Raw genomic sequence first — 24,769 nt, 5'->3', positions numbered from 1 at the left:
GCCGATGTTCACCCCGCGCGCTTTCACCGAGACCGACCTGCTGTGGCTGGATCGCCTGCTGGCGCGTGATCCATTCGTTACCGTGCTTACCGCCGGTGGCGATGGCCTTCCGGAGCTGACCCGGCTGCCCGTGCTGTACCAGCGCGACGGCGTCCACATCGAGCTGCGCGGCCACTGGGCACGTGCCAACCCGCAGGCGCGCCACAACGGTGCGGCCAAGGTGCTGGTGGACGGGCCGCATGGCTATGTCTCGGCCAGCTGGTACCCGGACAAGGAGCCTGCCGCGCGGGTGCCTACTTGGAACTACGCCGCCGCCGAGCTGCGTGGCCAGCTGCAGACCTTCAACGATACCGATGCGCTGGCACAGCTGGTCAGCGATACCGGCGACCGCTTCGAAGCCAGCGTCGGCCAGGACTGGCGGTTCGAACCCGAGCGTGACGACCACCGCCGCCAGCTGCGCGGCATCGTCGGCTTCCGCTTCACCGTTGAGCAGGTGCAGCTGACGTTGAAGCTGAGCCAGAACCACCCCGAGGCCAACCAGCAGGCGGTGATGGCCGAGCTGGAACGCCTGGACAATCCGCATTCCATCGAACTGGCGCAGTGGATGCGCCGGTATCGCGACGAAGCCGCCGCTGGCAGCTGAGCGCCCAGTTTCCCGCGACGACGCGACCAGAACGGCCGCGCCTTGCCCCCACCCGACGTCAGGGACCCCGAACATGAAAGACATCTACAAGCTGCTGCAGAACAACCGTGACTGGGCGGACCGCATCGAGAAGGAAGATCCGGAGTTCTTCCATCAGCTGGCCAAGCAGCAGCATCCGGAATACCTGTGGATCGGCTGCTCCGACTCGCGCGTGCCGGCCAACCAGATCATCGGCATGGCCCCGGGCGAAGTGTTCGTGCATCGCAACGTGGCCAACGTGGTGGCCCACACCGACCTGAACTGCCTGAGCGTGGTGCAGTACGCCGTGGACCAGCTGAAGGTGAAGCACATCCTGATCGTCGGCCATTACGGCTGTGGTGGCGTACATGCTTGCCTGCACAACACCCGCGTCGGCCTGGCTGACAACTGGCTGCGCCACGTCGGTGATGTCATGCAGAAGCACACCGCCATCCTCGATGCGATCGAGACCGACGAACTCAAGCACGCACGCCTGTGCGAACTGAACGTGATCGAGCAGGTCGCCAACCTGTGCCGCTCGACGATCGTGCAGGACGCCTGGGCCCGCGGCCAGAAGCTGATGGTGCACGGCTGGGTCTACAGCCTCAAGGATGGCCGCGTACGCGAGATGGGCATCGACGTCGGCTCCCAGGAAGACCTGCAGCCGGCCTATGAAAAGGCGTTGTCCTATGTTCCGCGCAAGGGCAAGCGCGACTGATCCCCCGGGGAAGACACCATGCTCGCTTCGCCAATAAACCTGCATGCCTGGATCGAGGAAAACCGGCACCTGTTGAAGCCGCCGGTCGGCAACAAGATGATCGACAACGGCGATTTCATCGTGATGGTGGTCGGCGGGCCGAACAGCCGCACCGATTTCCACTACGACGAAGGCCCGGAGTGGTTTTACCAGCTGGAAGGCGAGATGGTGCTGAAGGTGCAGGAGGATGGCGCGGTACGCGATATCCCGATCCGCGCCGGCGAGATCTTCCTGCTGCCGGGCAAGGTGCCGCACTCACCGCGGCGCCCACCCGGCGGCGTCGGCCTGGTGGTGGAACGCAAGCGCCTGCCGCATGAGCGCGACGGCGTGATCTGGCATTGCGAGCGCTGCAACCACAAGCTGTACGAAGAGTATTTCACGCTGCAGAACATCGAGACCGACCTGCCGAAGGTGTTCGCGCGCTACCAGGCCAGCCTGGAACTGCGCACCTGCAGCGAGTGCGGCCACGTGGATCCGTTGCCGGCACCGGCGGCGGCCTGACAGCGCTACCGGGCATCGCCCCTGTAGAGCCGAGCCCATGCTCGGCTGTCGGGCCGCGAAGCCGAGCATGGGCTCGGCTCTACAGCAAGAGCGGCACGGAGGCCCCAGGCGCTACACTGACAGCCCCGTTGCAGCCTGTTGCCCGACCATGTCCGACCTGCTCAGCCGCACCCACGCTATTGCCCTTGATGCCGCCGATCCGCTGCGGCCGCTGCGGCAGGAATTCCTGATTCCGCGCCACGGTGGTGGTGAGCAGACCTACTTCGTCGGCAACTCGCTGGGCCTGCAACCGCGCGGCGCGCAGGCCGCGGTGCAGGAAGTGATGAAGCAGTGGGGCGAACTGGCGGTGGAAGGCCACTTCACCGGGCCGACCCAATGGCTGTCGTACCACCGCCTGGTCAGCGCGCAGCTGGCGCGCGTGGTCGGTGCGCTGCCCAGCGAAGTGGTGGCGATGAACACACTGAGCGTGAACCTGCACCTGATGATGGTCAGCTTCTACCGGCCCACGGCCGAACGCCCGGTGATCCTGATGGAGGCCGGCGCCTTCCCCACCGATCGCCATGCGGTGGAGGCACAGATCCGCTTCCATGGCTTCGACCCGGCCGACTGCCTGGTGGAAGTGCAGCCGGATGAAGCCAACGGCACGATCTCGATGGCCGCGATCGAACGCGCGATCGCCACGCACGGTCCGCGCCTGGCGCTGGTGCTGTGGCCCGGCGTGCAGTACCGCAGCGGCCAGGCCTTCGACATGGATGCGATCACCCGCGCAGCACGCCTGCAGGGCGCACGCATCGGCTTCGACCTGGCGCACTCGGTCGGCAATCTGCCACTGCACCTGCATGACGTCGCCCCGGACTTCGCCGTGTGGTGCCACTACAAATACCTCAACAGCGGCCCGGGCGCCGTGGCCGGTGCCTTCGTGCACGAACGCCATCATCGCGACACCACGCTGCCGCGCTTTGCCGGTTGGTGGGGCCATGACGAAGCCACCCGCTTCCAGATGGCACCACAGTTCCAGCCCGCCGTCGGCGCCGAGGGCTGGCAGCTGAGCAATCCGCCGATCCTCGGCCTGGCGCCGCTGCGTGCGTCGCTGGACCTGTTCGAACGTGCCGGCATGGACTCGCTGCGCAGCAAGTCGCTGGCATTGACCGGCCTGCTCGACGCACTGGTGCGCGCGCGCCTGCCGCAGGTACTGGAGATCGTCACCCCGGCCGAACCCGAGCGCCGCGGCTGCCAGCTGTCGCTGCGTGTGATCGGCGGCCGCGAGCGTGGGCGCGCCCTGTTCGAGCACCTGCGTGCGATTGGCGTGCTGGGTGACTGGCGCGAACCGGATGTGATCCGCATCTCACCTGCTCCGCTCTACAACCGCTACCTGGATGTGCACCACTTCGTCGAAGAAGTGGAAGCCTGGGCCGGCCTGTAAGCCGCCCTCCCCCTCTTGCTGGACAGTTCGTTGATCGCACATGCATCCCGCTCGCTGAGCATTGTCGGCGCCGGCCTGGCCGGATCCCTGCTCGCCATCCTGCTGTCACGGCAGGGCTGGCGCATCACCCTGTACGAACGCCGTGGCGATCCGCGCATCGCCGACTATGAGAGCGGCCGTTCGATCAATCTGGCCCTGGCCGAGCGCGGACGCAACGCGTTGCGCCAGGCCGGCGTGGAAGACGAAGTGATGGCACGCGCGGTGATGATGCGCGGGCGCATGGTGCATCCGCGCGAAGGCGAGCCGCAGCTGCAGCGCTATGGCCGCGATGACAGCGAAGTGATCTGGTCGATCCATCGCAGCGACCTGAACACCACACTGCTGGAACTGGCCGAACAGGCCGGTGCCACCGTGCATTTCCACCGCCGCCTGCACACGGTGGATTTCGATGCCGGCTACGCGCGCTTCATCGATGATCGTGACGACAGCCCGCACGATATCCGCTTCGATACGCTGGTGGGTGCCGACGGCGCAGGCTCGGCATTGCGCGCGGCGATGAACCGGCGCGAACCGCTGGGAGAGGACATTGCCTTCCTCGACCATTCCTACAAGGAACTGGAAATCCCGCCGAGCGACGATGGTGGCTTCCGCATCGAGCGCAATGCCCTGCACATCTGGCCTCGCGGCCACTACATGTGCATCGCCCTGCCCAACCACGAGGGCACGTTCACCGTGACCCTGTTCCTGCCCAACCAGGGCGATCCGAGCTTCGCTACCGTCAACACCGGCGCACAGGCTGAAGCACTGTTCGCGCGCGAGTTCGCCGATGCCCTGCCGCTGATTCCCAACCTGCGTGCAGACTGGGAGCAGCATCCGCCGGGCCTGCTCGGCACGCTCACCCTGGAGCGCTGGCACCAGCAGGACCGCGCCGTACTGATCGGCGATGCCGCGCACGCCATGGTGCCGTTCCACGGCCAGGGCATGAACTGCGCGTTCGAAGACTGCGTGGCACTGGCCCGCCATCTGATGGAGGCAGATGACCTGCAGAGTGCGTTCGCCGCGTTCGAAGCCGAGCGCAAACCGAACGCGCGCGCGATCCAGCAGATGGCACTGGATAACTATCTTGAGATGCGCGACCGGGTGGCCGATCCGTCCTTCCTGCTGCAGCGCGAGCTGGAACAGGAACTGCAGCGGCGCTGGCCGACGCGTTTCGTGCCGCATTACACGATGGTGACGTTCCTGCACACGCCCTATGCCGAGGCACTGCGCCGCACCGATATCCAGCGTGACATGCTGATCGCCGCCACTGCCGGCCACGACACGCTGGACGACATCGACTGGAACGCACTGGAGGCGCAGATCCATGTGCGGCTGCCGGTGCTGGAGGGCGCGCACTGATGGCCGACAGCTTCCTGTTCTACGACCTGGAAACCTTCGGCCAGGATCCGCGCCGTACCCGCATCGCCCAGTACGCGGCGATCCGCACCGACAGCGATCTCAATGAGATCGACACCCCGGTCAGCTTCTTCGTCCGCCCGGCTGACGATCTGCTGCCCTCGCCGATGGCCACGATGGTCACCGGCATCACCCCGCAGCAGGCGTTGGCCGAAGGCATCAGCGAAGCCGAAGCATTCGATCGCATCAACGAGCAGCTCTCGCGCCCCGGCACCTGTGCGCTGGGCTACAACACCCTCCGCTTCGATGACGAGTTCATCCGCTACGGTCTGTTCCGCAACTTCCACGACCCGTACGAACGCGAGTGGCGCAACGGCAATTCGCGCTGGGACCTGCTGGACATGCTGCGACTGATGCATGCCATCCGTCCGGACGGCATCCACTGGCCCAAGCGCGAGGACGGCGCCACGTCGTTCAAACTCGAACACCTGGCCGAGGCCAATGGCGTGCGCGAGGGCGATGCCCACGAAGCACTGTCGGACGTGCGCGCCACGATAGGCATGGCGCGCCTGTTCAAGCAGTCACAGCCGCGCCTGTGGGACTACGCGTTGAAGCTGCGCGACAAGCGCTTTGTCGGCAGCCTGCTCGACATCACCGCGTTGAAGCCGGTGCTGCATGTCTCGATGCGCTACCCGGCCAGCCGCCTGTGCGCCGCGCCGGTGTTGCCGCTGGCGGTACATCCGACCATCAACAACCGGGTCATCGTGTTCGACCTCGACGGCGACATCGATGACCTGCTGGAACTGCCTGCCGAGGTGATCGCCCAGCGCCTGTACCTGCGTGCCAGCGAGCTGCCCGAAGGCGTAGCCCGGGTGCCGTTGAAGGAAGTGCACCTGAACAAGGTGCCGGCGCTGGTGGCCTGGAACCACCTGCGCGCCGATGACCACGCACGACTCGGGCTGGACGTGGCAGCGATCGAAGCCAAGGCCGAACGACTGCGCGCGTTCGCACCACAGTTGGCCGAGAAGGCGCGCCAGGTCTACAACCAGCCGCGCGCGGCGAGCGTTTCCGACGTGGACGCGTCACTGTACGACGGCTTCCTCGGCGCCGGCGACAAGTCGTTGCTGGCACTGGCACGGACCACGCCGGCCGAGCAGCTGGCAGCATTGGAGGGCCGCTTCCGCGATCCGCGCCTGCCCGAGCTGCTGTTCCGCTACCGTGCCCGCAATCATCCCGGCAGCCTTGCACCGGAAGAACGCGAGCGCTGGAATGCCTATCGCCGTCAGCGCCTGCTCGGCGAGGAAGGCATGGGCGAACTCAACCTGGCCCAGTACCAGCAGCAGCTCGACGCGCTGGCGGCCGAAGCACCCGACGATGCCCGCCGCGCCGCGCTGCTGCGATCGCTGCACGACTGGAGCCAGCACCTGCAGGAGGACCTGTGAGCACCTATTTCTCCGATGCCAGTTTCAAGTTCCTGCGCAGCCTGGCGCTGCACAACGACAAGACCTGGTTCAACGACCATCGCCAGCAGTACGAAGACCACGTGCGGCAGCCGTTCCTGCGCCTGCTGGGCGACCTGCAGCCGGCGCTGACCGAGGTGAGCGACCACTTCCGTGCAGACACCCGTGGCGTGGGCGGTTCATTGTTTCGCATCCACCGCGATGCGCGTTTCTCCAACGATAAGTCACCGTACAAAACCTGGCAGGGTGCGCGCCTGTTCCATGAGCGTCGGCGTGAAGTGGCCGCGCCCTCGTTCTACGTGCACCTGCAACCGGGCGAGAGCTTCGTCGGCGCCGGGCTGTGGCATCCCGAACCGGAAACCCAGCGCCGCGTCCGCCACTTCATCCTCGACAACCCCGGCAGCTGGAAGGCAGCGGCGCATGCACCGGCGCTGCGCAAGCGTTTCGACTTCGAGGAAACCGAGAAGCTGGTGCGTCCACCGCGCGGCTTCCCGGCCGACTTCGAATTCATCGATGACCTCAAGCACCGCAACTGGGTGATGTGGCGTTCGCTGGACGATGCGACGATGACCGGCCCGCGCCTGCTGTCCACGCTCGGCAAGGACCTGGCGGCGCTGGGCCCGTTCGTCGACTACCTGTGCGCTGCACTGGATCTGGAGTTCTGATGGCACTGGCGCGACAACGCCGCACGCTGGGCCGCACGGGCCTGGCCGTTTCGCCGATCGGCCTGGGCTGTTCCGGTTTCTGGGGACACCGCCGTTTCTCCGAGGCGGCGGCTGCCGAAGTGGTCGAGCACGCACTGGCGCATGGCGTGAACCTGCTCGACACAGGCCACAACTACTCGGGCTTCCATGCTGAGCCACGCCTGGGCCGGATCCTGCGCCCCCTGCTGGCGCGCTACCCGCGTGATTCACTGGTCATCTCCAGCAAGGGCGGCACGCTGACCGGCCAGGCCGGCATCAGCGGCGCCGAGCAGCGCAACTTCTCGGCCGCAGCGATCACCGCCAGCTGCGAGGCCTCGCTGCGCAACCTCGGCCTGGACTACCTCGATATCTACCAGTTGCACGGTGCCAGCGAGGAAGACATCAACGATGACCTGCTGGCCGCCCTGCAGCGCCTGCGCGAACGCGGCCTGATCCGGCACACCGGCATCAACACGCACTCCGCGTCGACATTGCGCTGGATGATCGCCAATCCGACGCTCTTCGACGTGGTTCTGCTCGACTACAACGCCCTCCAGCAGGACCGCGAGCCCCTGATCGATCAGCTGCAGGCAGTCGGCATCGGCGTGCTGGCGGGCACGGTACTGGCGCAGGGCCATCTACTGCCCGCTCGACCACGCCTGCCGCGCCTGGCCGACGCCTGGTACCTGGCCCGCGCCTGGCTCAAGCCGAGCAGCCGTCAATTGATGCGCAGCGCACGCCAGATGCGCAGGGCCGTGGCCGCCATCCACAGCCAGCGTCCTGCCCAGACCGCCTTCGCCTATGCGCTGGGCCATCCTGGCGTGGCCAGCGGCATCCTCGGCACCACCCGCATCCGGAGCCTGGACGAAGTACTGGCCACGCGACTGGACGCATTGACCCTGGCCGAGCGCCAGTTGCTGATCGACGCATTCGGGGATGGCCGCGGCTCGCCCAGTCATTGAGTCTTCACCCGCAACTGCCGCCGTTGCGGCAGTCTGTGCGGCATGAAGAAACTCACTGCGCTCGCAATCCTGCTGGTCATGGCCGTGGCGGCCTGGTGGTTCGGCGGCCCGTACCTGACCGTGCATGGCCTGTCGAAGGCCATCGAACAACGGGACACCGCGCGTCTGGAACGCTATGTGGATTTCCCACGCGTACGTACCAGCCTGCGCGCCCAGCTCAATGATTACCTGGTGCGCCAGGCCGGCCCCGAGGTGGCTGCCAGCCCCTTCGGCGCCCTGCTGTACGGGTTGGGCGACCAGCTGGGCGGTGCCGCGGTGGACACGATGGTCACCCCCACCGGCATCGGCGCGATGCTGCAGGGCCACGTGCTGTGGAAGCGCGGCCGCAATGAACTGCAGGGTGGCGATGCCTTCGGCACGACCGAACCGGCGCGACCGCTGAAGAACGCCAAACACCATTTCGAAGCCCTCGACCGCTTCGTGGTCGACGTCGATCGCGGCCCCGGCCAGCCACCATTGAAGGTAGTGCTGGAACCGCAGGGTCTGCGCTGGAAGGTGGTGGACCTGCAGCTGGGGATGTCAGCCACGCCGTAAAACCGGTAGCGCCGGGCCATCCCCGGCGTTTCCATGGGCGCCGCTGCGCTCGCCGGGGATTGCCCGGCGCTACCACCTCACCCCTCGTTGGCCACACCGTGCGGCACATGGCCAGCGGCAACATGTTCACGCGCACTGTCGATGTTGTGCTGCGAATCATCAAAGAAGATATCGGCACCGAACGCCTGCAGGAACGGGCCCTTGTGCCGCCCACCGAGGAACAATGCCTCGTCCAGGCGCACACCCCATTCGCGCAGGGTGCGGATTACCCGCTCGTGCGCCGGTGCAGAACGCGCGGTGACCAGCGCCGTGCGGATGGGCGCGCTGTCGCCGGCCGGGAATACCTCCTGCAACGTGTGCAGCGCAGAGAGGAAACCGCGGAACGGACCGCCACTGAGTGGCTCGCGTGCACGCTCGCGTTCGTGCCGGCCGAAGGCTTCCACGCCCTGCTCGCGCGAGATGCGCTCGCTCTCATCGCCGAAGATCACCGCATCACCGTCGAAGGCGATGCGCAGCTGCCCGGCCGGGCGGGTGATGTCGATCTGGTCAGCGGCAGCGGCTGCGGTCTCGCCCGGTGGCTTGGGCAGGATGGTCGCCGCAGCGATGCCATGGCGCAGCGCGCTGCGTACCGATTCCGGGTTGGCCGACAGGAACAGGTCGGTGCCGAACGGCTTCACGTATGGCCACGTCGGCTCACCGGCGGTGAAGGTCGCGCGGATGATGCCCAGCCCATAGTGCTGGATGGAATTGAAGATGCGCAGGCCGGTGTCGGCCGAGTTGCGTGACAGCAGGATCACTTCCACGCGCGGGTTCTCGGGGCTGGCGCCCTGGTTCAGCGCCAGCAGCTTGCGCACCACCGGGAAGGCCACGCCCGGCCCGAGGATGTCGTCCTCGTGCTGGCGCTGGTACTCGGCATAGGCGGCCACGCCATCGCTCTCGAACAGCGCATGGCTTTCTTCCAGGTCGAACAGCGCACGCGAGGTCACCGCGACGGTCAGCAAACGGGGGGAGTTGTCGCCCATCGGTGGGGTCCTTCAAGCGGTCGGCAGTGCCGGCCGCCTATTGTCGTCAAAAAACGAACTGTTCGCTCAGGATCCGGTCTTCCAGGTTGTGCTCCGGGTCGAACAGCAGGGTCACCCGGTGCTCGCGCGACTCGCGGATCGTCACTTCGACCACATCACGGGTCTCGTGCGAATCGGCGGTGACGCTGACCGGACGCTTGTAGGGATCGAGCACGCGGAAGCGCACTTCGGTGTCGGCCTTGAGGATGGCGCCGCGCCAGCGCCGCGGGCGATACGGGGCCAGCGGCGTCAGGGCGATGGTGTGCGAGCCCAGCGGCAGCACCGGTCCATGCGCCGAGTAGTTGTAGGCGGTGCTTCCGGCCGGGGTCGCCACCAGCACGCCATCGCCGATCAGTTCGCCCACCCGCTCCTGGCCATTGAGGTCGATGCCGATATGCGCCGCCTGCCGGGTCTGGCGCAGCAGCGAGACGTCGTTGTAGGCCAGCGACCCGGTGGTGGTGCCCGATTCGGTCAGCGCCACCATTTCCAGCGGCCGCAGGTGGGCCGGCTCGGCACGGGCGATACGCGCGTGCACGTCGTCGTCGCCACGGTACTGGTTCATCAGGAAACCTACCGTGCCCAGCTTCATGCCGAATACCGGTTTGCCCAGGTGTCCGTGCCGATGCAGGGTCTGCAGCATGAAGCCATCGCCACCGAGCGGACACAGCACGTCGGCCTGGTCGGGCGGGTGGTCGCCATAGCGCGAGACCATCGCTGCGCGGGCCATCTGCGCCGGTTCGGTGGTACTGGCCAGGAAAGCGATGCGGGGGGTGTCGCTCATCGGTGGATCCGGGGAGGTTTGATGGAGAGCATAACCGAGCGCCGGGAGTTGGACCCCGTGGGGCGGATGACCGGCAGGTTCACGGCCGGCGTCGGGTCAGGTGGTCGCAAAGGTCAAGGGCAGAAACAGAACGGCCCCGCTTTCGCGGGGCCGTTCCGGTTCACGCACGCCAGGCCGCGCCTGGCGCTACATCACTTACGCACCGTGGGCAGCGAGCTGACCCAGACGCTGGACCGCGACCGAAACCGTCGGGTAGTCCAGGGTCTTCTGCTCGGCCAGTTCGGCCAGCATCGCCAGGGTGAAGCGCAGGCTGCTGTCGTCACGACCGATCCATGCAGCCACCTTGGCTTCAGCGGTGCTGCCCTTGGTGGCCAGCACCTGGCCGGCCAGGCTGCGATGGTGTGCAGCCAGCTCGTCGCGCAGCACGCCACGTGCCACCGCGTGCCAGCGGCCGTTGACCTCCAGCGCGTCGATCTGCTCGAACAGCCACGGCAGCTGCAGGGCGTCGCCCAGGCGGAAGTGGATCTTGGAGACATCCACCGGCTTCAGCTTGCGGGTACGGGCCAGTTCGATGATGTCGAACGCCGGCTCCAGGAAGTGCAGTTCGGCCAGCTGCTGTGCCAGTGCCGACGGCAGGCCCTTTTCCTTCCACTCGGCCACCAGGGCTTCGTAGGTCGGACGCTGCGAATCCGGCAGCACACCCGAAGCAACACGGATGTCGTTGAACGGACCCTGGTAGCGGTTGACCGCCTCGGTGATGCCCGGCATCGGGCCCGGGCGCGACAGCAGCCAGCGCACGAACGAACGCTGCAGCTTCCAGATCACTTCCAGCGCATCGATCTGCACCGACTCCGGCAGGGTGCCGTCGAGGGCATCGATCTGCGCCCACAGCGCGCGTGCATCCAGCGTTTCGCGGCTGATGGTGTAGGCCTTGGCGACCTCGGCAATGGAACGGCCGGTGTCTTCCTGCATGCGCATCAGGAAGGTGGCGCCCATGCGGTTGATGGTCTGGTTGGTCACGGCCGTGGCGATGATTTCGCGCTTCAGGCGGTGACGCTCCATCGCGTCGGCGTACTTCTTCTGCAGCGGGGTCGGGAAGTAGCGCTGCAGTTCCTTGGACAGGTACGGATCTTCCGGGATGTCCGAATCCAGCAGCTGGGCGAACGCCACCAGCTTGGAATAGGACAGCAGCACCGACAGTTCCGGACGGGTCAGGCCCTGGCCGCGCGCCTTGCGCTGGGACAGCTCGGCATCGGACGGCAGGAACTCGATCTGGCGATCCAGCAGGCCCTGCTGTTCCAGCGTACGGATGAAGTGCTGCTTGGAACCCAGGCGCTTGACCGCCATCCGCTCCATCAGGCTCAGGGCCTGGTTCTGGCGGTAGTTGTCATTGAGCACCAGTGCGGCGACTTCGTCGGTCATCGACGCCAGCAGCTTGTTGCGCTGCTCGACGGTCAGCTTCTTGGCCCGCACCACATCGTTGAGCAGGATCTTGATGTTGACTTCATGGTCGGAGGTATCCACACCGGCCGAGTTGTCGATGAAGTCGGTGTTGAGCAGCACGCCGGCCTGGGCGGCTTCGATGCGGCCCAGCTGGGTCATGCCCAGGTTGCCGCCCTCGCCCACCACCTTGCAGCGCAGCTCGCCACCGTTCACGCGCAGGGCGTTGTTGGCGCGGTCGCCGACATCGCTGTGCTGCTCGCTGGCGGCCTTGACGTAGGTACCGATGCCGCCGTTCCACAGCAGGTCGACCGGTGCCTTCAGGATCGCGCTCATCAGGTCATTCGGCGACAGCGCCTTGACGCTCTCGTCCAGGCCCAGCACCTCACGCACCTGCGGGGTGATCTCGATCGACTTCAGGCTGCGCGGATACACGCCGCCGCCCTTGCTGATCAGCTTGGCGTCGTAGTCCGCCCAGCTCGAACGCGGCACGGTGAACAGACGCTCACGTTCGACGAACGTGGTCGCTGCATCCGGGTTCGGGTCCAGGAAGATGTGGCGGTGGTCGAACGCAGCGACCAGGCGGATGTGGCGCGACAACAGCATGCCGTTGCCGAACACGTCGCCGGACATGTCGCCGACGCCGACCGCGGTGAAGTCCTGGGTCTGGCTGTCACGGCCCAGTGCACGGAAGTGGCGCTTGACCGACTCCCATGCGCCGCGCGCGGTGATACCCATGCCCTTGTGGTCGTAGCCGACCGAACCACCGGAGGCGAACGCATCGCCCATCCAGAAGCCGTGCGCGATGGCCAGGCCGTTGGCGATGTCGGAGAAGGTCGCGGTGCCCTTGTCGGCGGCCACCACCAGGTACGGATCGTCCATGTCGTGGCGCACGACATCCACCGGCGGCACGATCTTGTTGTTGACGATGTTGTCGGTGATGTCCAGCAGGCCCTGGATGAACAGCTTGTAGCAGGCCACACCGTTGGCGAAGATCGCATCGCGATCGCCGTTCACCGGCGGCATCTTGGCGAAGAAGCCGCCCTTCGCGCCGACCGGCACGATGACGGTGTTCTTGACCATCTGCGCCTTGACCAGGCCCAGCACTTCGGTACGGAAGTCTTCGCGACGATCCGACCAGCGCAGGCCGCCACGGGCGACGGCACCGAAGCGCAGGTGGGTACCTTCCACGCGCGGGCCATACACGAAGATTTCGCGGTACGGGCGCGGCTTCGGCAGGTCCGGCACCAGGGCCGAATCGAACTTGAAGCTGATGACATGGCCGTGCTGGCCGTTGCCATCGGTCTGGTAATAGCTGGTGCGCAGGGTCGCATCGATCACGCCCATGAAGGAACGCAGGATGCGGTCCTCGTCCAGGCTCGACACGCGGTCCATCAGCTTCAGCAGCGCTTCGCGCGCGGCCTGCATCTGCGCATCGCGGTCACCCTTGCGGGCGTCGACCACGGTCTTGAGCACCTTCAGGGTGGCCTCGTCGCCGGCAGCCAGCACGTCGAGGTGGGCCTTCAGCTGCGCCTGGCCGGTGGCGATGTCTTCCTTGCTTTCATGACCGGTGGCCGGATCGAAGCGGGCTTCGAACAGTTCGACCAGCAGGCGTGCCAGCAGCGGGTAGCGGGTGAAGGTACCTTCCACGTACGCCTGCGAGAACGGCACGCCGGTCTGCAGCAGGTACTTGCAGTAGCCACGCAGCATGGCGACCTGGCGCCAGTGCAGGCCGGCCGCCAGCACCAGGCGGTTGAAGGCATCGTTCTCGGCATCGCCGTGCCAGACGCGGGCAAAGGTCTCACCGAAGGCTTCATCGACGCTGGCCGCATCGATCGCACCGGCGGTCGACTCGACTTCGAAGTCCTGCACGTACACCGGCGCGTTGTCCACCGACAGGCGGTACGGACGCTCGGCGATCACGCGCAGGCCCATGTTTTCCATCATCGGCAGCGCGTCCGACAGCGGGATGTCATCCAGCTGGCGGTACAGCTTCAGGCGCAGGCCATCGCCGGATTCGCGCGGCACGGCCTGCAGGCTCAGGCGCAGGTCGTCCGGGCCGGTCAGCGCATCGAGCTGGCTGACATCGTTGGCGGCAACGGCGGTGCTGTTGTCTTCGATGTAACCGGCCGGCAGCGCCTTGCCGATACGCGCAGCAATGCGCAGGCCTTCGGCTTCGCCATGGCGGGTGACCAGCGCTTCGCGCAGATCGTCCTGCCAGTTGCGCAGCACCTGGGCCAGCTTCTGCTCCAGTTCGGCGGTATCGACGTCGAGCATTTCGCCCGGCTTCGGACGCACGATCAGGTGCACCTGGGCCAACGGCGATTCACCCAGCACCACCGAGCTGTCCACGTACTCGCCGTGCAGCGCGTCCTTGAGCATCGCTTCGATGCGCAGGCGCACGTCGGTGTTGAAACGCTCGCGCGGCAGGTAGACCAGCGCGGAAATGAAACGGCTGTACTTGTCACGACGCAGGAACAGGCGGCTGCGCACACGCTCCTGCAGGCCCAGCACGCCCATCGCGGTGCGGAACAGTTCGTCCTCGCTGGACTGGAACAGTTCTTCGCGCGGCAGGGTTTCCAGGATGTGGCGCAGGGCCTTGCCGCTATGGCTGGAGCCAGCCAGGCCGGACTGCTTCATCACGTGTTCGTAGCGCTGGCGCACCAGCGGGATTTCCCACGGGCGGCGGTTGTAGGCGCTGGAGGTGAACAGGCCAAGGAAGCGCTGTTCGCCGATGATCTTGCCCTTGGCGTCGAATTCCAGCACGCCGATGTAGTCCATGTAGCCAGCGCGGTGCACGCGCGAACGGGCATTGGTCTTGGTCAGGATCAGCGCGTCCTTCAGCCCGGACGTGGTGTTCAGGCCTTGGGCGGCCAGGGTTTTGACCGGACGCGCGGCCGACTTGTCCTTGCCGCGCATCAGGCCCAGGCCCGTGTCGTTCAGCGGCGCCAGCACGTCTTCCTTGCCCTGCTTCTCGACGCGGTATTCGCGGTAACCGAAGAAGGTGAAGTGGTTGTCGGCGGCCCAGCGCAGGAATTCCTGTGCTTCCTTGCGCGAGGCAGCGTCGACCGGCAGCTGGCGGCTGCCGAGGTCTTCGGCCAGTGCCAGTGCCTTGTCCTGCATCGGCTGCCAGTCACGCACGATGGCGCGCACTTCATCCAGCGCCTTGTTGATGGCCTGCTCGATGTCCGCCATGGCTTCGGCCGGCTGGCGGTCGATCTCCAGCAGCATCACCGATTCCAGCTGGCCCTCGCCGACCTTGGTCAGCTTGCCGGCCTTGTCACGGGTGAACTGCAGCACCGGGTGGCCCAGTACATGCACGCCAACGCCATGCTCGGCCAGCGACATGGTCACAGTGTCGACCAGGAACGGCATGTCGTCGTTGATGATCTGCAGCACGGTGTGCGGCGATTCCCAACCGTTGGCCTTCACCGTCGGGTTGAAGACGCGGACGTTGGCCTTGCCGGACTTGCGGGCGCGGGCGAATTCCAGCGTTTCGGCAGCAAGCGCGGCCCATTCCTCAGCGCTGTGATGGGGGAACTCGTCGGCCTCCATGCGCTTGTAGAAGCTGGAGGCGAATGCCACTGCCTCGGCCTGAGCGGCCGCGGGGTAACGCTTGCGCAAGGCCGTGTACACCGGCTCCAGGGAGAAACCAGCGGTCACTGCGACCTCCGACTCAACTGGTTTGCTTTTGTTTTTCACGGTCTTGGCTGCGGTTTTTTGCGGTTTCATGGCAGAGCGGCGCGCTTGCTCAGTTGGGAAAATGAAATTGTAGCCCTACCGCACGAAAAGGCCTTGCTGCAGGACGGAATAACCAGATTCGGGTTTGCTGCGGTTTAGACGCCCTATTCAGTTCGCACCGGTATGGGCATCGCGGTCGCACAGCGTTGCCGACAGGATCGGCAAAACGTGTTACCGGAAGACACATGCGGCGACATCGGCGCGATTCCACAATCCTGAACTGGACGGTATAGTCCACCGCGTGAATCCGGCCTACCTTCCTGTCGCCCTCGATGCGCGTGATGAGCGCGTGTTCGATGCCGTGCGCGAACTGCTTGCCCAACAGGGCATGCAGATGAGCATGGACGCGGTCGCCCAGCACGCCGGGTGTTCAAAGCAGACCCTGTACTCGCGTTACGGCAACAAGCAGGCCCTGCTGCGGCGGGTGATGCAGCGCCACGTCGGTCACGCGACCGGGGCCATGCTGCGTGCACTCCGCGGTGACGACCTGCGTGGCAGCCTGCTGCAGTTCGCCACCGACTTCCTGGAGCACTTCAACCAGCCCCACGTCGGCCAGGCCTGCCGCCTGATCGCCGCCGATGCAGCACAGTTTCCCGAAGAGGCGCGTACGCTGTACCGGCATGGCGCCGGCGCGCTGACGCTTCATCTTGCTGAATGGATTGAAACCGTTTGCAGTCGCGGTCTGCTGCGGCATGACGACCCGCACTTCATGGCCGAACTGCTGCTGAGCATGATCGCCGGTCAGGATTTCGACAAACAGCGCTTCCATACCGCCCATCGTGATGACGCTGCGTTGCGTCGGCGCTGGGCAGAGTTCTCCGTCGATGGCTTCCTGCGTGCGTTCGCGCCGCAGCCCTCGCCGGCCCCGTCTTCAAACCAACCCCGGAGTTCCTCCTGATGACCGCCCCACTCCGCACCCTTGCCTTGACGTGCGCCGTCGCTGTCGCCGTAGCTGCCTGCAAGAAGCCGGAACAGCCGACGCCCCCACCGCCGGAGGTGGGCGTGATCGACGCCAAGCCGCAGACCCTGCCGCTGCAGCGCGAGCTGGTCGGTCGCCTGTCGCCGTTCCGCAGCGCCGATGTGCGCGCCCGCGTACCTGGCGTGCTGCTCAAGCGCGTCTATCAGGAAGGCAGCGAGGTCAAGCAGGGCCAGACCCTGTTCCTGATCGATCCGGCACCGCTGCGCGCCTCGCTCAGCGCCTCCGAAGCCCAGCTGGCGTCGGCCCGCGCGACCTACGCCAACGCCAAGGTCGCCGCTGACCGCGCGCGCTCGCTGGCACCGCAGAAGTTCGTGTCCAAGGCCGACCTGGACAACGCCGAGTCGGCCGAGCGCACCGCGCTGGCCGCGGTCAAGCAGGCCGAAGCCTCGGTGACCAGCAGCCGCATCAGCCTGGGCTACACCAACGTCACCGCCCCGATCAGCGGCGTGGCCAACAAGCAGCAGGTGACCGAGGGCGCGCTGGTCGGCCAGGGCGACGTGACCCTGCTGACCACTGTGGACCAGCTCGACCCGCTGTACGTGAACTTCTCGCTGAGCGTGGATGAACTGACCCAGCTGCGTGCGCAGCAGGCCAAGGGCACGCTGGCCCTGTCCGGCGACGGCAAGGCCACGGTCAACGTCAAGCTGGCCGATGGCAGCACCTACAGCGAGCCGGGCACGCTGGACTTCTCCTCGACCACGGTCGACCCGGCCACCGGCGCGGTATCGCTGCGTGCGGTGCTGCCGAACCCGCAGAAGATCCTGCTGCCGGGTGCCTTCGTCAGCTTCCAGGCCAACCTGGGCGAGCGCAACAACGCCTACCTGGTGCCGCAGCAGGCGCTGCTGCGCGATACCACCGGCGGCTATGTGATGGTGGTCGGCGCCGACGGCAAGGTCGTCCGCAAGAACGTCAAGACCGACGGCGCGCAGAACGGCAACTGGCTGGTCAGCGAGGGCCTGGCCGCTGGTGACAAGGTGGTCGTCGCCGGCGTGCAGAAGGTCAAGGAAGGCACGCCGGCCACGGCCAAGCCGTGGACCCCGGGCCAGGACGCCAACGGCAAGCCTGCCGCCGGCGACGCTGCTCCGGGCGCGCCTGCCACGGCTCCGGCCGACGCCAAGGCACCGGCCAAGACTGACCAGGCCGACAAGGCCGAGCCGGCCGCCACCGAATCGAACAAGCAGTAACGGGACCTTCCGTCATGCCTAAATTTTTCATCGAACATCCAGTCTTCGCCTGGGTGGTGGCGATCCTGATCTCGCTCAGCGGCGTGATCGCGATCCTCAACCTCGGCGTAGAGTCCTACCCCAACATCGCCCCGCCGCAGGTGACCGTCTCGGCCACCTATCCGGGCGCGAGCGCGGACACCACGGAGAAGTCGGTCACCCAGGTGATCGAGCAGCAGCTGACCGGTATCGATCACCTGCTGTACTTCAGCTCCTCGTCTGCGTCCAACGGCCGCGCCTCGATCACCCTGACCTTCGAGACCGGTACCGATCCGGACATCGCCCAGGTGCAGGTGCAGAACAAGGTATCGCTGGCCACGCCGCGACTGCCTTCGGAAGTCACCCAGCAGGGCGTGGTGGTGGCCAAGGCCAACGCCGGCTTCCTGATGGTGGTGGCGCTGCAGTCCGATACGCCGACCATCAACCGTGACGCGCTGAACGACATCGTCGGCTCGCGCGTGCTCGACCAGGTCTCGCGCATCCCCGGCGTCGGCAGCACCCAGCAGTTCGGTTCCGAGTACGCCATGAACATCTGGCTCAACCCGGAAAAGATGCAGGGCTATGGCCTGTCGGCCAGCCAGGTGCTGGCGGCGGTACGCGCGCAGAACGTGCAGTTCGCCGCCGGTGCACTGGGCTCCGACCCGTCGCCGGAAGGCCAGCACTTCACTGCCACGGTATCGGCCGAAGGCCGCTTCAGCTCGCCGCAGGAGTTCGAGAACATCATCCTGCGCGCCAATGCTGATGGCTCGCGCGTGCTGTTGAAGGACATCGCCCGCGTTGCCTTCGGCGCCAACAACTACGGCTTCGATACACAGTACAACGGCAAGCCGACCGGCGCCTTCGCGATCCAGCTGCTGCCGGGCGCCAACGCCCTGAACGTGGCCGAGGCCGTGCGCGGCAAGATGGACGAGCTGCAGCCCAGCTTCCCGGCCGGCGTCACCTGGTTCTCGCCGTACGACAGCACCACCTTCGTCAAGATCTCGATCCAGGAAGTGGTCAAGACCCTGTTCGAAGCGGTGTTGCTGGTGTTCCTGGTGATGCTGATCTTCCTGCAGAACTTCCGCGCCACCCTGATCCCGACCCTGGTCATTCCGGTGGCCCTGCTGGGTACGTTCCTGGGCATGTGGATGATCGGCTTCACGATCAACCAGCTGACCCTGTTCGCGATGGTGCTGGCGATCGGCATCGTGGTCGATGACGCGATCGTGGTGATCGAGAACGTCGAACGCATCATGACCGAGGAAGGCCTGGCGCCGAAGCCGGCAACGCAGAAGGCGATGACCCAGATCACCGGCGCGGTGGTGGCCATCACCGTGGTGCTGGCGGCGGTGTTCATCCCCTCGGCCCTGCAGGGCGGTGCGGCCGGTGAGATCTACAAGCAGTTCGCCCTGACCATCGCCATCTCGATGGCGTTCTCGGCGTTCCTGGCACTGGGCTTCACCCCGGCGCTGTGCGCAACGTTCCTCAAGCCGACGCACAACGACAACCCGAACATCGTCTACCGCACCTTCAACAAGTACTACGACAAGATCAGCCACACCTATGTGGGCCATATCACCTCGGCGGTGCGCCATGCACCACGCTGGATGATCCTGTTCGTGGTGTTGACCGCGCTGTGTGGCTTCCTGTTCACCCGCATGCCGGGCAGCTTCCTGCCGGAAGAAGACCAGGGCTATGCACTGGCGATCGTGCAGTTGCCGCCGGGCTCGACCAAGAGCCAGACCAACGAAGCGTTCGCACAGATGCGTGGCATCCTGGAAAAGCAGGATGGCTATGAAGGCATGCTGCAGGTGGCCGGCTTCAGCTTCGTCGGTTCCGGCGAGAACGTGGGCATGGGCTTCATCCGCCTGAAGCCGTGGGAAGAGCGCAAGTTCACTGCTCCGGAATTCATCCAGAACATGAACGGCGCGTTCTACGGCATCAAGGAAGCGCAGATCTTCGTGGTCAACCTGCCGACCGTGCAGGGCCTTGGCCAGTTCGGTGGCTTCGACATGTGGCTGCAGGACCGTAGTGGTGCCGGTTACGAGCAGTTGACCCAGGCCCGCAACATCCTGCTCGGCCAGGCCGCGCAGAAGCCGGACCATCTGGTCGGCGTGCGCCCGAACGGCCTGGAAAACGCCCCGCAGCTGCAGCTGCACGTGGACCGCGTGCAGGCGCAGTCGATGGGCATGTCGGTGTCGGACGTGTACAGCACCATCCAGCTGATGCTGGCGCCGGTGTACGTCAACGACTTCTTCTACGAAGGCCGCATCAAGCGCGTGACCATGCAGGCCGATGGTCCGTACCGCACCGGCCAGGAATCGCTGAAGAGCTTCTACAGCCCGTCCAGCCTGACCACCAATGCCGATGGCACCAACGCGATGATCCCGTTGAGCACGGTGGTCAAGTCCGAATGGGTCTCGGCACCGCCGTCGCTGAGCCGCTACAACGGCTACTCGGCAATCAACATCGTCGGTTCGCAGGCACCGGGCACCAGCTCGGGTGAAGCGATGCAGACCATGGAAGGCATCGTCAACGACGACCTGCCGGCGGGCTTCGGCTACGACTGGTCCGGCCTGTCCTACCAGGAAATCCTGGCCGGCAACGCCGCGACGCTGCTGCTGGTGCTGTCCATCGTGGTGGTGTTCCTGTGCCTGGCCGCGCTGTATGAAAGCTGGTCGATCCCGGTGGCAGTGCTGCTGGTGGTACCGCTCGGCGTGCTGGGTGCACTCGCCCTGTCGATGATGCGTGGCCTGCCGAATGACCTGTTCTTCAAGATCGGCCTGATCACGGTGATCGGCCTGGCCGCGAAGAACGCGATCCTGATCGTGGAGTTCGCGGTGGAGCAGCGTGCGGCGGGCAAGACACTGCGCGATGCCACCATCGAAGCGGCGCGCCTGCGCTTCCGCCCGATCCTGATGACGTCCTTCGCGTTCATCATGGGCGTCATCCCGATGGCGATCTCCACCGGTGCCGGCGCCAACTCGCGTCACGCCATCGGCACCGGCGTGATCGGCGGCATGCTGTTCGCCACCCTGCTCGGCCTGTTGATGATCCCGGTGTTCTTCGTGGTCGTGCGGCGCATGCTGGGCGACAAGCTGGATGAACCGTCGAAGGAATTCCTCGGCCGCCAGCGTGATGCGGAATCCGCCCACCGCCCGGATCGTTGATCCGGCGGTGAGTTGAAACAAGAAAGGCCCCGGAGCGATCCGGGGCCTTTTTTTCGTCGCTGCTTTTGAATCCATGCCAACCAGGGTTGGCATCTACCAGAGCAGCGGCATGCCCGGTAGCCGCCAACCTTGGTTGGCGCTCTCCAAGGCGACGGTTCAGCGCAGCATGGCGGTCACCACGCACACAGCCACGAGAATCAGCGCGGCCCACTGCATCGGCACGAAGAAGAAATGATGGGGTGCGGCCTCACCCTTCTGCCGGGGCACACGGTTCAGCCACAGGCCCAGCAGCACGTTCACTACCGCACCGATGCCACCGCCCAGCAGCACCTGCTGCAGCGGAATGTTGCCCTTGGGGCCGTCGTGCGGGAAGAAGTACGCCAGCAACAGGATGCCTGCGATCGGCGTCACCAGCGTCATGAAGCCCCAGCCGCGGTAGATCATGCGGTATCTCCAGAAAAACGATACGCATTAGAGCAGCAGGAATTCTGGGAGGCCAGAGGCAGGTACGCGATCCGGGCAGAACACCATCCACGCATGGCGTGGATCTACGGCCGCGCCGCCATTGCAGCGGCGCGGCACGGGAAAATCAACGCAGACCGGTCTCGTTGCGGGCGATCACCAGGCGCTGGATCTCCGATGTGCCTTCGTAGATCTCGGTGATCTTGGCATCACGGAAGTAGCGCTCCAGCGGCATTTCCTTGGAATAGCCCATGCCGCCATGGATCTGCACCGCCTGGTGGGTGATCCACATCGCCGCTTCCGAAGCGGTCAGCTTGGCGATCGCGGCCTCGTTGCTGAAGCGCTTGCCCTCTCCCTTCACCCATGCCGCACGCAGGGTCAGCAGCAGCGCTGCGTCCAGCTTGCACTTCATGTCGGCGATCTTCGCCTGGGTCATCTGGAAGGTACCGATGGCCGCACCGAAAGCCTTGCGGTCCTTCACGTACTCCAGGGTCGCTTCATAGGCGGCACGCGCAATGCCGATCGCCTGCGAGGCGATGCCGATGCGGCCGGCGTCGAGCACGCCCATGGCGATCTTGAAGCCCTCGCCTTCCTGGCCCAGCACGTCTTCCGGCTGCGCCACGTAGTCGTTGAACTCGATCTCGCAGGTGGCCGAGGCGCGGATGCCCAGCTTCGGTTCGGTCTTGCCGCGGCCGAACCCGGCCTTGTCGGTGTCGATCATGAAGGCCGTGATGCCGCGCGCGCCCTTGTCAGGCTCGCTCATCGCGAACAGCACGATGTACTTGGCCACCGGGCCCGAAGTGATCCAGCTCTTCTTGCCGTTGATCACATAGCTGCCGTCGGCCTGCTTGATCGCACGGCAACGCATCGCGGTGGCGTCCGAACCCGACTGCGGCTCGGTCAGCGCGAACGCACCGATGGCCTCGCCCTCGGCGATGGCGCGCACGTATTTCTGCTTCTGCGCTTCACTGCCATGGGTCAGGATGCCATTGCAGAACAGCGAATTGTTGACCGACATGATGGTCGAATGCGCAGCATCACCGGCGGCGACCTCCACCATCGCCAGCACGTACGCGATCGGGTCCATGCCTGCGCCACCATACTCGGACGGCACTTCGATGCCCATCAGGCCGTTCTCGCCCAGCAGGCGGATGTTGTCCAGCGGGAACTCGCCCGTACGGTCATGGTGCTCCGCACTCGGTGCGATCTTTTCCTGCGCGATGCGACGCGCCACGTCCTGCAGCATCAACTGCTCTTCGGTAAAGCTGAAATCCACAACACCCTCCCGGGTACATGATGTTATGGGCCGCGCAGCGCGCGCCCAGGTGCCCCGATTGTACCGGGGCCGCGCGTCGGCGGCTGACTGGCGGGGAGCTGCGACTTGACCGCAAGGGGCGCGGTCGGCGAATATATCTCTATATCGCGATAGGTGGATATTTATGGATCTGGAAGACTGGTCGACCCGCCTGAAGGTGTTCGCCGACGCTACCCGTGTGCGCCTGCTGGCGCTGCTGGAGCAGGAAGAGCTGACCGTGGCCGAGCTCTCGGCCATCACCCGGCTGGCGCAGCCGCGGGTGTCCACTCATCTGGCGCGCCTGAAGGAAGCCGGCCTGGTGCGCGACCGCCGCGCGGGCGTGTCGGCCTATTACCGCTTCGACGAGGCCCAGCTGGACCCGGCGCAACGTGCATTGTGGCACGCCCTGAGCAACGGAAGCGACGACCCGCTGCTGCGCCAGGATGCTGAACGGGTCGCTGCGGTGCTCGCCCACCGCGCTTCGGACCAGAACTGGGCCGACAGCGTGGCCGGTGACATGGAACGCCACTACTCTCCGGGGCGCACCTGGGAAGCGCTGGCGCGCACCGCGCTGCCGTTGCTGGAAACCGGCGACGTGCTGGATATCGCCTCCGGCGACGGTGTGTTGGCCGAACTGGTTGCCCCGCACGCCCGGCGTTACGTGTGCATCGACACCAGTGCGCGCGTCGTGGCCGCCGCCAGCGAACGCCTGCGTCGCCTGCCCAATGTGGAAGTGCGCGAGGGCGACATGCATGCCCTGCCCTTCAAGGACCGCAGCTTCGACCTGGTCGTGCTGATGCACGCGCTGACCTACGCCAGCAAGCCGGCGCAGGCCGTCACCGAGGCCGCGCGCGTGCTGCGCCCCGGCGGTCGCCTGCTGCTGTGCAGCCTGGCCCGCCACGAGCACAAGGCCGCGGTCGATGCCTATGGCCACGTCAACCTCGGCTTCAGCGACAAGGAACTGAAGAAGTTCGTCGACAAGGCCGGCCTGCAGGTCTCCAACCTGGAAACGGTCACCCGCGAAAAGCGCCCGCCGCATTTCGAAGTGATTTCGCTGATCGCCAACAAGCCCTGAGGTCGACATGCCCGCCCTGCCCTGGCTGCACCCGGAACGTGTGGAATCGCTGCTCGCTGCCCTGCGTGATCGCATCCTGATCATCGACGGCGCGATGGGCACGATGATCCAGCGACATGGCCTGCAGGAAGAGGACTATCGGGGCGAGCGCTTCGCCGGCGGTTACGACCACGCCCATGGCCCCGGCTGCGACCATGGCGGAACACCGGAAGGTCACGACCTGAAAGGCAACAACGATCTGTTGCTGCTGACCCGGCCGGAAGTCATCGCCGGCATCCACACCGCCTACCTGGAAGCAGGCGCGGACCTGGTGGAAACCAACACCTTCAACGCCACCTCGGTCAGCCAGGCCGACTACCACCTCGAACACCTGGTGTACGAGCTGAACAAGGCGGGCGCTGCCGTTGCCCGTGCCTGTTGTGATGCGGTGGCGGCGACCACGCCGGGCAAGCCGCGCTTCGTCATCGGTGTGCTCGGCCCGACCAGCCGCACCGCTTCGATCAGCCCGGACGTCAACGATCCCGGTTTCCGCAACACCAGTTTCGACGAGCTTCGCAGTACCTACCGCGAAGCCATCGATGGCCTGATCGATGGTGGCGCCGACACGATCATGGTCGAGACCATCTTCGATACGCTCAACGCCAAGGCCGCGCTGTATGCCATCGAGGAAGCCTTCGATGCACGCGGCGCGCGGCTGCCGATCATGATTTCCGGCACCATCACCGATGCCTCCGGGCGCACCCTGTCCGGGCAGACCGCCGAGGCCTTCCAGGCCTCGCTGGCGCATGCACGGCCGTTGTCGATCGGCCTGAACTGCGCGCTCGGCGCCGACGCCATGCGCCCGCATGTGGAAACGCTGTCGCAGGTGTCGGACTGCTACGTCAGCGCCCATCCCAATGCCGGCCTGCCCAATGCGTTCGGTGAGTACGACGAAACACCCGAGGAAATGGCGGCCACCCTGCGCGGCTTTGCCGAAGACGGCCTGCTGAACCTGGTCGGCGGCTGCTGCGGCTCCACCCCGGACCACATCCGCGCGATCGCGCTGGCGGTGGCCGGGCTGCCGCCGCGCGCCCTGCCTGCCGGCCAGGTCCAGGCCGCATGAGCAGCACTGCCACCGCCACCCACCTT

At 66.0% G+C, this 24,769-nt stretch carries 19 protein-coding genes; 14 read left to right on the top strand and 5 right to left on the bottom strand.

The annotated features are described in order from the left end of the window. Positions 1–4: 4 nt before the first annotated feature. From MRBLST15_RS00165 to MRBLST15_RS00125, 9 genes are all read left to right on the top strand, one after another. Positions 5–643, top strand: a complete 639-nt coding sequence (locus MRBLST15_RS00165; protein ID WP_367784513.1) for an FMN-binding negative transcriptional regulator — start codon at positions 5–7, stop codon at positions 641–643. Between the two features lie 73 nt (positions 644–716). Then, entirely contained in the window at positions 717–1,379 is a 663-nt protein-coding gene (gene can / locus MRBLST15_RS00160) for a carbonate dehydratase (protein WP_367784511.1), read from the top strand. Positions 1,380–1,397: 18 nt separating this feature from the next. Then, on the top strand, positions 1,398–1,919 hold the full coding sequence (locus tag MRBLST15_RS00155; protein ID WP_265955130.1) for a 3-hydroxyanthranilate 3,4-dioxygenase: 522 nt from the start codon (positions 1,398–1,400) through the stop codon (positions 1,917–1,919). Between the two features lie 148 nt (positions 1,920–2,067). Next, positions 2,068–3,342, top strand: a complete 1,275-nt coding sequence (gene kynU / locus MRBLST15_RS00150; protein ID WP_367784509.1) for a kynureninase — start codon at positions 2,068–2,070, stop codon at positions 3,340–3,342. A gap of 30 nt (positions 3,343–3,372) precedes the next feature. Then, positions 3,373–4,740 carry an FAD-dependent oxidoreductase gene (locus MRBLST15_RS00145; protein WP_367784507.1) on the top strand — a complete coding sequence of 456 codons (1,368 nt, stop codon included), beginning with the start codon at positions 3,373–3,375 and terminating at the stop codon, positions 4,738–4,740. After that, on the top strand, positions 4,740–6,179 hold the full coding sequence (sbcB, locus tag MRBLST15_RS00140; protein ID WP_367784505.1) for an exodeoxyribonuclease I: 1,440 nt from the start codon (positions 4,740–4,742) through the stop codon (positions 6,177–6,179). The genes MRBLST15_RS00145 and sbcB overlap by 1 nt, the downstream gene beginning before the upstream one ends. Beyond that, a complete protein-coding gene (locus MRBLST15_RS00135) occupies positions 6,176–6,862 on the top strand; it encodes a DUF2461 domain-containing protein (protein ID WP_176020270.1) in 687 nt (228 codons plus the stop codon). Before sbcB ends, MRBLST15_RS00135 begins: the two co-directional genes overlap by 4 nt. Further along, the gene (locus tag MRBLST15_RS00130) at positions 6,862–7,842 is read left to right on the top strand and encodes an aldo/keto reductase (protein WP_367784503.1); all 981 of its coding nucleotides are present in this window, start codon (positions 6,862–6,864) and stop codon (positions 7,840–7,842) included. The genes MRBLST15_RS00135 and MRBLST15_RS00130 overlap by 1 nt, the downstream gene beginning before the upstream one ends. Positions 7,843–7,884: 42 nt before the next feature. Next, positions 7,885–8,436 carry a DUF2939 domain-containing protein gene (locus MRBLST15_RS00125; RefSeq protein WP_312704221.1) on the top strand — a complete coding sequence of 184 codons (552 nt, stop codon included), beginning with the start codon at positions 7,885–7,887 and terminating at the stop codon, positions 8,434–8,436. Positions 8,437–8,513: 77 nt separating this feature from the next. On the opposite strand, the gene MRBLST15_RS00120 is transcribed toward MRBLST15_RS00125, so the two are convergent. The 3 genes from MRBLST15_RS00120 to MRBLST15_RS00110 all read right to left on the bottom strand — a co-directional run bounded on the left by MRBLST15_RS00120 (position 8,514) and on the right by MRBLST15_RS00110 (position 15,450). Then, positions 8,514–9,458, bottom strand: coding sequence for a 5'-nucleotidase (locus MRBLST15_RS00120; protein ID WP_033831508.1), 945 nt, complete (start codon positions 9,456–9,458; stop codon positions 8,514–8,516). Positions 9,459–9,504: 46 nt separating this feature from the next. Then, positions 9,505–10,278, bottom strand: a complete 774-nt coding sequence (locus MRBLST15_RS00115) for an NAD kinase (protein WP_367784500.1) — start codon at positions 10,276–10,278, stop codon at positions 9,505–9,507. A gap of 195 nt (positions 10,279–10,473) precedes the next feature. After that, the gene (locus MRBLST15_RS00110; protein ID WP_367784498.1) at positions 10,474–15,450 is read right to left on the bottom strand and encodes an NAD-glutamate dehydrogenase; all 4,977 of its coding nucleotides are present in this window, start codon (positions 15,448–15,450) and stop codon (positions 10,474–10,476) included. A 250-nt stretch (positions 15,451–15,700) separates the two neighbouring features. Between MRBLST15_RS00110 and MRBLST15_RS00105 the strand changes: the two genes are divergently transcribed. Genes MRBLST15_RS00105 through MRBLST15_RS00095 form a run of 3 tightly spaced genes read left to right on the top strand, consistent with a single transcriptional unit; the run spans position 15,701 to position 20,810 of the window. Next, positions 15,701–16,357 (top strand): TetR/AcrR family transcriptional regulator, encoded by a 657-nt coding sequence (locus tag MRBLST15_RS00105; RefSeq protein WP_312704219.1) that lies wholly within the window; start codon positions 15,701–15,703, stop codon positions 16,355–16,357. Next, complete coding sequence (locus MRBLST15_RS00100) at positions 16,357–17,622, top strand: efflux RND transporter periplasmic adaptor subunit (protein WP_367784496.1); 1,266 nt, start codon at positions 16,357–16,359, stop codon at positions 17,620–17,622. The genes MRBLST15_RS00105 and MRBLST15_RS00100 overlap by 1 nt, the downstream gene beginning before the upstream one ends. A 14-nt stretch (positions 17,623–17,636) precedes the next feature. Further along, entirely contained in the window at positions 17,637–20,810 is a 3,174-nt protein-coding gene (locus tag MRBLST15_RS00095; RefSeq protein ID WP_025876842.1) for a multidrug efflux RND transporter permease subunit, read from the top strand. Between the two features lie 156 nt (positions 20,811–20,966). Here the strand turns inward: MRBLST15_RS00095 and MRBLST15_RS00090 are convergent, their stop codons facing one another. Both MRBLST15_RS00090 and MRBLST15_RS00085 read right to left on the bottom strand, forming a co-directional pair. Continuing rightward, positions 20,967–21,254 (bottom strand): hypothetical protein, encoded by a 288-nt coding sequence (locus tag MRBLST15_RS00090; RefSeq protein WP_367784494.1) that lies wholly within the window; start codon positions 21,252–21,254, stop codon positions 20,967–20,969. Between the two features lie 145 nt (positions 21,255–21,399). Then, positions 21,400–22,548, bottom strand: coding sequence for an acyl-CoA dehydrogenase family protein (locus MRBLST15_RS00085; protein WP_265952562.1), 1,149 nt, complete (start codon positions 22,546–22,548; stop codon positions 21,400–21,402). 163 nt (positions 22,549–22,711) lie between these two features. On the opposite strand from MRBLST15_RS00085, the gene MRBLST15_RS00080 reads away from it, so the two are divergent. Next, a complete protein-coding gene (locus tag MRBLST15_RS00080; protein ID WP_089236121.1) occupies positions 22,712–23,641 on the top strand; it encodes an ArsR/SmtB family transcription factor in 930 nt (309 codons plus the stop codon). A gap of 7 nt (positions 23,642–23,648) precedes the next feature. Next, positions 23,649–24,743: a homocysteine S-methyltransferase family protein gene (locus MRBLST15_RS00075; RefSeq protein WP_265952561.1), complete on the top strand. Its 1,095-nt coding sequence runs from the start codon at positions 23,649–23,651 to the stop codon at positions 24,741–24,743. Positions 24,744–24,769: the final 26 nt, after the last annotated feature.

This window comes from Stenotrophomonas sp. LST15-1-1.1, from assembly GCF_040815575.1.
Taxonomy (GTDB): domain Bacteria; phylum Pseudomonadota; class Gammaproteobacteria; order Xanthomonadales; family Xanthomonadaceae; genus Stenotrophomonas; species Stenotrophomonas lactitubi_B.
This window is presented reverse-complemented; position numbering and strand designations above follow the sequence as displayed.